General features: G+C 71.9%; 11 protein-coding genes. 5 read left to right on the top strand and 6 right to left on the bottom strand.

Annotated elements, in window-relative coordinates; all coding sequences use genetic code 11:
- Window positions 1–196 precede the first annotated feature (196 nt).
- Window positions 197–1,471: a glycosyltransferase family 87 protein gene (locus BM424_RS26350; protein WP_245776145.1), complete on the bottom strand. Its 1,275-nt coding sequence runs from the start codon at window positions 1,469–1,471 to the stop codon at window positions 197–199.
- Between the two features lie 160 nt (window positions 1,472–1,631).
- Window positions 1,632–2,117 carry a MarR family winged helix-turn-helix transcriptional regulator gene (locus BM424_RS26345; RefSeq protein WP_425442075.1) on the bottom strand — a complete coding sequence of 162 codons (486 nt, stop codon included), beginning with the start codon at window positions 2,115–2,117 and terminating at the stop codon, window positions 1,632–1,634.
- A gap of 44 nt (window positions 2,118–2,161) precedes the next feature.
- Here BM424_RS26345 and BM424_RS26340 point away from each other — a divergent pair, with 44 nt between their 5' ends.
- Window positions 2,162–3,688, top strand: coding sequence for an FUSC family protein (locus BM424_RS26340; RefSeq protein WP_093423426.1), 1,527 nt, complete (start codon window positions 2,162–2,164; stop codon window positions 3,686–3,688).
- A gap of 7 nt (window positions 3,689–3,695) precedes the next feature.
- Here BM424_RS26340 and BM424_RS26335 read toward each other — a convergent pair whose 3' ends face one another.
- Complete coding sequence (locus BM424_RS26335; RefSeq protein WP_093423424.1) at window positions 3,696–4,415, bottom strand: ABC transporter ATP-binding protein; 720 nt, start codon at window positions 4,413–4,415, stop codon at window positions 3,696–3,698.
- Entirely contained in the window at window positions 4,388–5,233 is an 846-nt protein-coding gene (locus BM424_RS26330; RefSeq protein WP_175548277.1) for an ABC transporter permease, read from the bottom strand. Before BM424_RS26330 ends, BM424_RS26335 begins: the two co-directional genes overlap by 28 nt.
- A gap of 274 nt (window positions 5,234–5,507) precedes the next feature.
- Here BM424_RS26330 and BM424_RS26325 point away from each other — a divergent pair, with 274 nt between their 5' ends.
- Entirely contained in the window at window positions 5,508–6,170 is a 663-nt protein-coding gene (locus BM424_RS26325) for a 4'-phosphopantetheinyl transferase family protein (RefSeq protein ID WP_093423418.1), read from the top strand.
- A 139-nt stretch (window positions 6,171–6,309) separates the two neighbouring features.
- Here the strand turns inward: BM424_RS26325 and wrbA are convergent, their stop codons facing one another.
- Window positions 6,310–6,921, bottom strand: coding sequence for an NAD(P)H:quinone oxidoreductase (wrbA, locus tag BM424_RS26320; protein ID WP_093423416.1), 612 nt, complete (start codon window positions 6,919–6,921; stop codon window positions 6,310–6,312).
- A 156-nt stretch (window positions 6,922–7,077) separates the two neighbouring features.
- Here wrbA and BM424_RS26315 point away from each other — a divergent pair, with 156 nt between their 5' ends.
- The gene (locus BM424_RS26315) at window positions 7,078–7,557 is read left to right on the top strand and encodes a MarR family winged helix-turn-helix transcriptional regulator (protein WP_245776144.1); all 480 of its coding nucleotides are present in this window, start codon (window positions 7,078–7,080) and stop codon (window positions 7,555–7,557) included.
- A gap of 59 nt (window positions 7,558–7,616) precedes the next feature.
- Here the strand turns inward: BM424_RS26315 and BM424_RS26310 are convergent, their stop codons facing one another.
- Window positions 7,617–9,143 carry a 3-hydroxyacyl-CoA dehydrogenase gene (locus BM424_RS26310; RefSeq protein ID WP_093423413.1) on the bottom strand — a complete coding sequence of 509 codons (1,527 nt, stop codon included), beginning with the start codon at window positions 9,141–9,143 and terminating at the stop codon, window positions 7,617–7,619.
- A gap of 195 nt (window positions 9,144–9,338) precedes the next feature.
- Between BM424_RS26310 and BM424_RS26305 the strand changes: the two genes are divergently transcribed.
- The gene (locus BM424_RS26305; RefSeq protein ID WP_093423411.1) at window positions 9,339–10,547 is read left to right on the top strand and encodes an acetyl-CoA C-acetyltransferase; all 1,209 of its coding nucleotides are present in this window, start codon (window positions 9,339–9,341) and stop codon (window positions 10,545–10,547) included.
- Window positions 10,548–10,651: 104 nt separating this feature from the next.
- The gene (locus tag BM424_RS26300; RefSeq protein WP_093423529.1) at window positions 10,652–11,113 is read left to right on the top strand and encodes a PPOX class F420-dependent oxidoreductase; all 462 of its coding nucleotides are present in this window, start codon (window positions 10,652–10,654) and stop codon (window positions 11,111–11,113) included.
- Window positions 11,114–11,128 lie beyond the last annotated feature (15 nt).

The following is an 11,128-nucleotide window of genomic DNA, read 5'->3' as shown; positions in this document are numbered from 1 at the left end:
GTGCACCACGCATCTGTCCTAAGGCGACAGCTGGCGATCATCAGTGGTGTTGTTCACGATCTTCTTGCGCAGCACCGAATCCGGTGCGAATAGCAGCTCACACCATTCGGATTCGGTTCAGAACCGCACTTTTCCGTAATTGTTGTTACACCGTGCGTGCGCGTGGGCGCAATCACCCGAATGCGAAAACGCGATTTCAGACACCCGCGGGTTCGCGCAGCGGGACGCTCGGGACCTCGGCGCGAATCGGCTCGCGCCGGGCGATGCGCACCAGCAACCCGGTGAGCAGCAGCCCCAGCAGCGTGTACGGGTTGCCGAACAGGTGGGCCACGGCGTCCCACGGAGGACCGCTGGGCATCCAGTTGAAGGCCGCCGCCAGCACCGTGACCAGGGTCCACCCGGCGGCCACGAGCCAGCCGACGCTGCGCCGGCGGACGGCGTAGCCCAGCAGCACCAGCAGTCCGGGAGCGCACCACACCCAGTGGTCCGACCAGGACGTCGGCGAGATCAGCAGCGCCAGCAGGGCGTTGGACGACACGGCGAGCGCGGGCTCCACCCGCCGGATGGCGAACGCCACGGCCACCGTCGCGGCGACCGCCGCGACCAGCCAGAGCCCGTTCTGCACCGGTGCCGGGAACTCGAAGCGCGACAGCGCGCCCATGATGGACTGGTTGGTGTGGAAGGCCGACCCGCTCACGCCGTGCGCGGGCCCCTTGCCGAACCAGTACTCCACGGCGGCGGAGTAGTTCAGCGCGAACCCGGACAGCGTGGCCAGCGCCGCGGTGACCACGGCGACCACGGCCGCGCGGTAGTCCTTGCGCAGCACCAGGAACAGCAGGAAGGCCGCCGGGGTGAGCTTGATGGCCGCGGCGATGCCGATGAGCAGTCCGCGCGGCCAGCGCGGTGATTCGGCGAGGCAGTCGGCCATCACCAGGCCCATGAGCAGGATGTTGACCTGACCGAGGCCGAACGAGGAGTACACCGGTTCCAGGAACAGCGTCAGCGGCAGCAGCGCCATCGCCGCGGCCAGCGCACCGCGCGTCCCCACGGCGGGCCACAGGCGCCGGGTGACCAGGTAGAGCGAGCCGCCGATGGCCAGCAGGTCGAGCAGGTAGAGCACGAACAGGCCCGCACTGAAGGGCAGCAGCGCCAACGGCGTCAGCGGCAGCAGCGCGAACGGCGGGTACACCCAGGGCAGGACGCGGCCGATGCTCACCGTGGGCGCGGTGTTCATGATGTCGCCGCCGGCCAGCCAGGTGTGCACAGCCCAGCGGTAGACCTGGTAGTCGATGGCCGATTCCTCGTCGAGGCCCGCCCGCGGCGTGAGCAGCAGCAGGCCGAGCGCGACCAGCACCACCGGGACCGCTATGAGCGTGATCGCGCGCGAGTTCGCGACCACGAATCCGCGCAGGCGGTCGGGCAGACCGCCGAGGTGCAGAGCAGGGACGGAGCCGATCCGTACCGTGGCCACCCGCTGTCCTCTCGTCCGTGCGGCACCGGCGCATCATCCGCGTGATCGCGCGATCACACCGGGTTCGCCGCGCCGTGGGAATTCCCCCGGTGAAAGCCGAAAAACCTTAACCCACGTCGACCCGGATCCGGCAGCCGCCTCGCCGGGAAGGAGTTGACGTTCACCCCGCTCCTTCGAGCGGCCCGAGGACCTTGGCCAGCAGTTCGGCCAGCCGGGCCCGCTCGTCGTCGGTGAGCGGTTCCAGCAGCGCCCGCTCCCGGTCCAGCTGGGCGGGGAAGACGCGGTCGATGACCTCCCGGCCGCGCTCGGTGAGCCGCACGTCGACCTCGCGCCGGTCCCGCGCGGAGGGGTGCCGGGTGATCAGCCCGTCGCGCTCGAGCCGGGCGAGGCGCTTGGTGGTGGCCGCGCCCGAGGACAGCATCTCCTTGGTGAGCCTGCTCGGGCGCAGGGCTCCCCCGGCGCGCCGCAGGGCGCTGAGGACCTCGAACTCCATCCGCGACAGCTCGAGCTCGTCGAGGTCCTCGTCGTGCCGCTGGTCGGTGAGCGCCGCCAGCCTGCGCACCCGTCCGATCACCTCGATCGGCGTGAGGTCGAGGTCGGGGTGCCGCTCGCGCCATTGCTCCCGGATCCGTCCGACGACGTCCAAGGCCACACTCCTTCACGGGTAAAACACCGGGTAATATTTTACTCGTGAACGGTTCGTTGCTCCAGACCTTGCGCACCCGGGACGCCCTGCGGATCACCTCGATGTTCGGCGGCGTGCTGGTACCGGCGCTGCGGGTCGGGGTCTCCTACGCGGTGCCGATCCTGGTGCTGGTGACGACCGGGCACCTGGAGCTGACGCCGTTCGCGGCGTTGGGCGCCTTCACCTCGCTGTACTGCCGGGTCGATCCCTACCGGCGCCGGGCGTGGCTGCTGGCGGTGGTGGCGGTCGGGCTCACCGCGAGCGTGGCCGCCGGAGCGGCGGTCTCCGCAGCTGGTGCCGGTGGTCTCACCAAGGTGGTGGTCCTGGCGGGCGTGGCGACGCTGTCCAAGCTCCTCGCCGACGCGCTGCGGCTGGGCCCGCCCGCCGGGCTGATGTTCGTCTTCGCGGCGGGCGCGGCCGCGTACTCGCCGCAGACGTGGTCGGGGCTCGCGGTGGCCGTCGCGGCGGCGGCCGCGTCCGCGCTGCTGTCGTACCTGCTGGCCATGCTCGGCGGCCTGCTGCACCCGACCGGCCCGCACCGGCTGGCCACCGCGCGGGCGCTGCTGGCCGTCGCCGACCACCTCGACGAGCCCGGGCACGCGTCGCGCCGCCGCGCGCACGCCGCCGCGCACCAGGCGCTCACCGCGCTGCGCGCGAAGCGGGGGCGCACCGCGATCCGGTTGCGCGGGCACCTGGCGCGCGCCCTGCACCTGCTGCACCACCCCGCCGAGCGCGCCGAGGAGCTGCGCGCCGCGGGCCGGAGCCTGCGCCGCGGCGCGGTGCCGGCTCCGGCGCACCGGCATCCGCTGCCGCGCCCGGTCCGCACCGGTGGCGCCCGGTTCGCCGAGCTGCGCACCAACGCGCTGCGGATGGCGGTGGCCTCGCTGGTCACCGGCCTGCTGGCCGCGACGTTCGAGCTCGACCACGCCTACTGGGCGGTGGTGTCGGTGAGCTCGGTGCTGCAGTCGCACAACACCGCGACCACCTGGCAACGCGCCCTGCAGCGCAGCGCGGGCACCGCGGCGGGTTCCCTGCTGGCGCTGGGGATCTTCGCCGCCGACCCCTCACCGGTCGCGATCCTGGTGGTGATCATCGCCTGCCAGGTCGCCGCGGAGCTCGTGGTGATGGCCAACTACGGGCTGGGCCTGACCTTCGCGACCCCGCTGGCGCTGTGCCTGGCCTCGCTGGGAAGTCCGGGCGAGGGACCGCACCTGGTCGCCGAACGCGTGGGCATGACGTTCTTCGGCGCGTTGCTGGGCGTGCTGGTGTGCCTGGTGCTGACCAACCGGCGCGCCCGGGCGCGGCTGCGCGAGGCGCTGGAGACCACCCGCCGGGCCACCGCCGAGCTGCGCCGCTCCCCCGGTGATCCGGCGGCGCGGGAGGACCTGGTGCGCGCGGTGTTCGCGCTGCGCGACGCGCACCAGGTCGCCGCGGGCGAGCCGCTGCGCCCGCACCACGGCGACCAGGAGGTGCTCGACTGCGAGCACGACGCCTACCGGATGCTCGCCGCCACCACCGCGCCCGCGCGGTGACGCGGGCTCATTCGACGCCGAGGCGCGCGAGCAGCTCGGCGCGCAACGCCACGAACTCCGGGTCGCCGACCTCGCGAGGACGCGGCAGGTCCAGCACCCGGTCGTAGCCGATGCGCCCCTCGTGCATCACCAGGACGCGGTCGGCGAGCAGCAGCGCCTCCTCCACGTCGTGGGTGACCAGCAGGATCGCGCAGCCGTGCCGCTTCCACAGCTCCCCGACCAGGTGCTGCGCCTTGAGCCGGGTGAGGGCGTCGAGCGCGGAGAACGGCTCGTCGAGCAGCAGCAGGTCGGGCTCGCGCACCAGGGCGCGGGCCAGCGAGGTGCGCTGGGCCTCGCCGCCGGAGAGCACCTTGGGCCAGACGTCGACCCGGTGGCCGAGGCCGACCTCCTCGAGGGCGGCGACGGCGCGCTGCTTGTCCGGCCGTCCGGGCAGCCCGAGAACGACGTTGTGCCACACGCGCTTCCACGGCATCAGGCGCGGGGCCTGGAAGGCCACCGCCCGCCGCTCGGCGACCTCGACGTCCCCGGTGACCTCCTGGTCGAGGTCGGCGAGGATGCGCAGCAGGGTCGACTTCCCGCAGCCGCTGGGGCCGAGCAGCGCGACGAACTGCCCGGGCTCGATGTCCAGGTCGAGGCGGTCGAGCACGGTCCGCTCGCCGAAGCTGCGCGAGAGCCCGCGCACGACAGCAGGTTTGGCGGTCACTTCCCGCTGAACGCCGGTCGCCATGCCAGCACCACCCTTTCCAGTCCGCGAACGATGAAGTCGGCGATGAGGCCGAGCAGGGCGTAGAGCACGAGGCAGACCACGATCACGTCGGTCTGGAAGAACTCGCGCGCGGTGTTCATCTCGTAGCCGATGCCGGCGGTGGCGTTGATCGTCTCGCCGAAGACCAGTGCCAGCCAGGCGGATCCGAGCGAGTAGCGCAGTCCGACCAGCGCGTTGGGCATCGCGGCGGGCAGGATCACGTGCCGCACCTGCGCCAGCGGCCCGAGTCCGAGGGTCTTGGCGGCTTCGACCAGTCCGGCGTCGACGTTGCGGATGCCGCCGTAGATGTTCATGTACAGCGGGAAGGTCACCGCGAGCGCGATCAGCACGATCTTGGGTTCCTCGCCGATGCCGAACCAGATGATCAGCAGCGGGATCAGGCCGATCACCGGGACGGTGCGCAGCATCTGCATGGGCGCGTCGATGAGGTCCTCGCCGCGCCGGAACAGCCCGGACAGCGTGGCCAGCACCGTCGCGGCCACCACGCCGATGGCCAGGCCGGCGCCCACGCGCTGCAGCGACACGGCGATGGCCTCCTGCAGGCGGCCTTCGGCGAACAGCTCACCACCGGTCTCCACCACGGTGGCCGGTGAGGCGAGGGTGTCGTCGCTGAGCACGCCGGTGGCGCTGAGCACCTGCCACAGCGCGACCAGGGCGATCGGGCTGATCAGCTTGAAAGTCCATCGGGGGATGCGGGATTCGCGCCGCGCGGTGCGGGTGCGCACCCGCGTGACGGCGATCTGCTCACCCGTCGGCACGGGTGTGAGGTGTGTGGTCATGAGGGCTCCACGAGCGTGGGCGGGCATCCGGAGGCCTCCGCCGGTGAGCGTTCAGCGGCGGAGGACGTGCGGGGGAAGGCGGGAGAGGAGGTCAGGCGCGACAGAGCGCCGAGGACACGCGGGAGAAGTCGACGTGGCCCCGGATCGTCAGTGGCACGGACCGGATCATGACGACGACGGTAGCCGGACCGCACGAGCGGTGGAAGCCCGCCCCACATCGTGGGAACATCCGGCGTCCGTCCTGGTCAGCGACCGGGTGAGCTAGTTTGGCGAGGTGATCGAGGAGCTCCTGCCCGCCGAGGTGGCCACGGCCGAGACCTTCGACGACCCGCCCGAGGCGAGGTTGTTCGAGGCCGAAGCGGCCGAGATCGCGAAAGCCGTTACCAAGCGACGCCTGGAGTTCACCAGCGGGCGCTGGTGCGCGCACCGGGCGATGCGGGAGCTGGGCGTGCCGCCGGTCGCGCTGCCGCGGGGCGAACGCGGGGCGCCGGTGTGGCCGCCGGGGCTGGTCGGCAGCATCACGCACTGCGCCGGCTACCGGGGCGCGGCGGTGGCCCGCGACGGCGAGGTGCGTTCGGTGGGCATCGACGCGGAGCCGCACCAGCCGCTGCCCGAGGGCGTGCTGGAGGTCGTCTCCCGACCGGAGGAGCGCGAGCACGTCGCGGAGCTGGGCGAGCGCGAGCCGGGAACGCGGTGGGACCGGCTCCTGTTCAGCTGCAAGGAATCGGTCTACAAGACGTGGTACCCGATCACCGGCGAGTGGCTCGGGTTCGAGGACGCGACGCTGGAGTTCGCCCCGGGAGACGGTGCGGCCAGGTTCGCCACCGGGACGTTCACCGCGCGGCTGCACAAGACCGCGGCCGGGCTGACAGGCTTCACCGGCCGCTGGCTGGTCCGCGACGGGCTGGTGCTCTCGGCCATCGCGGAGCGGGCATAGGAGGAGGGCGCCTCCCCGCCACCCGAAGATCCGCGCTCGTCCGGTTCCCCCCTCAAGGAATCGTTCGGCGCGAGATCGACGGGACGCCTATCGGCGGGAAGACGCCCTCCACTCCCCCCTCACAGTGGACTGCGGGTCGTCACGCGCCGTTCTTCAGGGCGCGGGCGACCTTGACGACGCGGCGGGCCTGGACGGAGGCGGCGGCGCGGGTGACGTCGTCGACCTTGTTCTCACCCTGGGCGTCGACGTGGCTGGTGCCGTAGGGGTTGCCGTCGACGAACTTGCTGCCGTCGGTGTACCCGGGCGCGACCACGATGCCGCCGAAGTGGTGGATGGTGTTGTACAGCGCCAGCAGCGTGGACTCCTGGCCGCCGTGGGCGGTGGAGCTGGAGGTGAAGCCGCTGTAGACCTTGTCGGCGAGCTTGCCCTGGGCCCACTGGCCGCCGAGGGTGTCGATGTACTGCTTGAGCTGGGCGGCGATGTTGCCGAAGCGGGTCGGCGAACCGAAGATCACCGCGTCGGCCCACACGACGTCGTCGGGCGTGGCCTCCGGAACCGAGCGGGTGGCCTCGACGTTGGCGCGCCACGCGGGGTTGCTGTCGATGGCGGCATCGGGAGCGAGCTCCGGGACGCGACGCAGCCGCACCTCGGCGCCCGCCGCTTCAGCCTCGGCGACCAGGGTGTTGGCGATCTCCGCACCGATCCCGGTGGACGAGTAGTAGATGACGCTGACCTTGACGGCGTTGCTCACGATCCAAAACTCCTGTTCACACGGCGGATCGTCCGGCTCGGTCGATCTCTTACGCGGAAGACAATATCGGGGAGATGTCTTCCGCGCAAGCGACTTTCCGGAAAATCTCTTTCGTGTAGCATGGATCTCACAAGACCGCAGTGAAGGAGCGTTGCGTTGAGCGAGGCGATCAGTCCGGACAGTGCCGCCGTCGACGACGACGAGATCGTCACCTGGTGGGGCCTGGTCATCGAGGGCTACCACGTCACGGCTGAGAAGCTGGCGGCCGCGATCATGGAGGGATACGGGCTGCCGATGGCGTCGTTCGACATCCTCATCCGATTGGTGCGCTCACCCGACAACCGGATGCCGATGACCAAGCTGGCCCGCGAAGCGGCGCTGAGCAGCGGCGGCTTCACCAAGGTCGCCGACCGGCTGGCCAAGGCCGACCTCATCCGCCGGGTCCCGAGCGAGACCGACCGCCGGGTCACCTACGCCGAGCTCACCGAGCACGGCCTCGAGGTCGCCAACCGCGCCCGCGAGACCTGTGCCCAGGTCCTGCGCGAACACGTCCTCGCCCCGCTCGGCAAGACCGATTCCCTGGCGCTGGCACAAGCCATGCGCACCCTCCGCGAGGCCAACACTCCTGAGGAGTGACCCGTCCCCGTGGTCGTTTCGCGTGGTGGTGCGGGTAGCGAAACCGCGTTCGCCGGTTTCTAGAGCACGTCGGTGACCGTGGTGCCGGTCTGGTTGAGCGGGAGACCCAGGTCGGCTCGTTCGACCAGCCAGCGGCTGGGCCGGTAGCGCGGGTCGCCGGTGGCCGAGTGCAGGGCGCGCAGGACGGTCAGGATCCGCCGCGTGCCCACCTGCTCGCCCCATTCCAGCGGGCCGCGCGGGTAGCCGAGGGCGAGTCGCACGGCGGTGTCGATGTCCTCCGGGGTGGCCAGGCGCTGCTCGGCGATGAAGCAGCTGGTGTTGACGATCGCGGCGAGCAGCCGCTGGGCGACCATGCCGGGACCGTCGCGCACGATGGTCACCGCGCGCCCGGTGGCGGCCAGCGCCGCCCACGCCGCGCGCGCCACGTCCCGGTCGGTGGCCGGGTGCACGGTCAGCACGCACCGCTCGGCGGTGCTCAGCGGGTCGACGCCGCAGACCCGCTCGGCGGGCAACCGGGCCGACAGGGCCGCCGAGGCCGCGCTGTGGCCGTAGGGCGTGACCAGCGCGATCGCCGACTCGCCGGGTTCCTCGCCGCGGTCGACGGGCACGCCCGCCGCGGCCAGCGAGTCCAGCAGCGCGGTGTCGTCGCACCACACCGGCCGGTCGGTGAGCTGCGGCGCGGCCGGTTCGGGACGTTCCCGCTTGACGCCGTCCTCGTAGCGGTAGAACCCCTCCCCCGTCTTGCGCCCGAGCAGTCCGGCCTCCAGCCGGGACCGGGTGATCGGCGAGGGCCGCAGCCTGGGGTCGCCGTAGTAGCCGGCGAAGATGCTCTCCATCGCCGGGTGGGTCACGTCCAGCGCCGTGAGGTCCATCAGCTCGAACGGGCCCATCCGGAGGCCGAGCACGTCGCGGGCGATGCGGTCGACGTCCTCGGGAGCGGCCAGGTCCTCGGCCAGGATCTGCAGCGACTCGGTGATCAGCCCGCGCCCGGCGTGGTTGACCAGGAAGCCCGGTGTGTCGGTGGCGCGCACCGGCGTGTGGCCGAGCCTGCGGACCAGCGCGGTCAGCACCTCCGGCAGCTCCGGGGCCGTGCGCGCGCCGGGAATCACCTCGACCAGCCGCATCAGCGGCACCGGGTTGAAGAAGTGCAGGCCCGCCAGGCGGCTCGGGTCGCGCAGGGCGGTGGCGATCGAGGTGACCTGCAGCGAGCTGGTGTTGGTGGCGAACACGACGTGCTGCGGGACGGCGCTCTCCAGCGCCGCGAACAGCTCCCGCTTGGTCGGCAGGTCCTCGCGGACGGCTTCGACGACCAGGTCGCAGTCGGCGGGGGCCAGCGGGTCGGCGAGCGGCACGAGCCTGCCGGTGGCGGCCTCGGCCTGCTCGGCGCTCATCCGGCCCTTGCCGACGAGCTTGTCGTACATCCGCCCGATCTCGGTGACGGCCGAGCTCACGGCCTCGGGGCGCGCGTCGGCGAGCTGCACCGCGATGCCGGCGGCCGCGCAGATCTGGGCGATGCCGCGCCCCATCACGCCGGTGCCGATCACTCGCACGGTGCTCACGCGCTCCGCCCACTCGCCCGGCAGCATGATCGACTCCTTCGTTGGCGACACCGGTTCCTATCAGCTTCCCACGCCCCCGCCGAGAGCGTCCAATACCGAATTGCGACCCCGGTGAGACAGGACGCGACTTAATCCGCGCTGCTTACGATCGGGCTCCGCGCTGTGCTACCAACGACAGGACGACGCCGGAAACGGCTGCGTGCCAACGTGAAGGAGCGAGCCATGCGCGAAGCGGTGATCTGCGAGCCGCTGCGGACCCCGATCGGCCGGTTCGGCGGGGTGTTCAAGACGGTGTCGGCGGTCGAGCTCGCCGCCACCGCGATCCGGGGTCTGCTGGAGCGCACGGGCCTGCCCGGGGAGGCGATCGACGAGGTCATCCTCGGCCACTGCTACCCCACCTCGGACGCTCCGGCGATCGGCCGGGTCGCCGCGCTCGACGCCGGGCTGCCGGTGGAGGTCGGCGGCACCCAGATCGACCGCCGCTGCGGCTCCGGCCTGCAGGCCGTCGTCGACGCCGCGATGCAGGTGCAGACCGGGGTCAGCGACGTGGTCCTGGCCGGGGGCGCGGAGGCGATGAGCAGCGCGCCGTTCTACACCACCGAGGCCCGCTGGGGCATTCGCGGCAGCGGCCTGGAGCTGCACGACTCGCTGGCTCGCGGCCGCACCACCGCAGGCGGCAAGAACCACCCGGTGCCGGGCGGGATGCTGGAGACCGCCGAGAACCTGCGCCGCGAGTACGGCATCCCGCGCGAGGAGCAGGACGAGCTCGCGGTGCGCTCGCAGCAGCGCGCGGACGAGGCCAAGCGGGCCGGGCGCTTCGACGACGAGCTGGTGCCGGTGACGGTGCGGTCCCGCAAGGGCGACGTCGTGGTCGACGCCGACGAGCACCCGCGCCCGGACACCACCCTGGAGCAGCTGGCCTCGCTCAAGCCGGTGCTGGGCAAGAACGACCCGGAGGCCACGGTGACCGCGGGCAACGCCAGCGGCCAGAACGACGCGGCCGCGATCTGCGTGGTCACCACCCCGGAGCGGGCCGCCGAGCTGGGGCTGCGCCCGCTGGTGAAGCTCGTGTCGTGGGCGCGCGCGGGCGTGCCGCCGCGCACGATGGGCATCGGTCCGGTGCCGGCCACGGCCAAGGCGCTGCAGCGCGCCGGGATCGGTCTGGCCGATGTGGACCTGATCGAGCTCAACGAGGCCTTCGCCGCGCAGGTGCTGGCCTGCACCCGCGAGTGGGAGTTCAAGCCCTCGGACTTCGACCGCCTCAACGTCAACGGCTCGGGCATCTCGCTGGGCCACCCGGTCGGCGCCACCGGCGGCCGCATCCTGGCGACCCTCTCCCGAGAGATGCACCGCCGCAACGCCCGCTACGGCCTCGAAACCATGTGCATCGGAGGAGGCCAAGGCCTAGCAGCGATCTTCGAACGCATCTAAAACCGCCAGAAAACCGGCGAAGCCGCACCGCCGAGCACAGCGACCACCAACAGTCCACATTAGGCTTGGTGGCGTTCTCTGCGATCTGTTTCGAGGAGCTGTTCATGGCGATCGCCACCGCTGACAAGGTCGACCGCGACGCGCTGCTGGAGTTCCTGCGGCCGAGGCACAAGGGCGTCCTGGTCACCACCCGGGCCGACGGGCGGCCGCAGATGTCGCCGCTGACCTGCGGTGTGGACACCGAGGGCCGGCTGGTCATCTCCACCTACCCGGAGCGGGCGAAGACGCGGAACCTGCGGCGCAATCCGCAGGCGTCGGTCTGCGTGGTCTCCGACGAGTGGAACGGCCCGTGGGTGCAGGTCGACGGCACCGCTGAGGTGCTGGACATGCCCGATGCGCTGGAGGGGCTCGTCGAGTACTTCCGCTGCATCTCCGGTGAGCACCCGGACTGGGACGAGTACCGGGAGGCGATGGTCCGCCAGGACAAGTCGCTGATCCGGATCACCATCGAGCGCTGGGGCCCGATCGCGACCGGCGGTTTCCCGGCTCGCCTGGCCCAGGACTGAAACCCGGCCGCAGCG

The organism is Saccharopolyspora flava, assembly GCF_900116135.1.
In the GTDB taxonomy this organism is placed as follows: Bacteria; Actinomycetota; Actinomycetes; order Mycobacteriales; family Pseudonocardiaceae; genus Saccharopolyspora; species Saccharopolyspora flava.
Note: the sequence above shows the minus strand (reverse complement) of the source record. Positions and strands in the feature narration are given on the sequence as shown.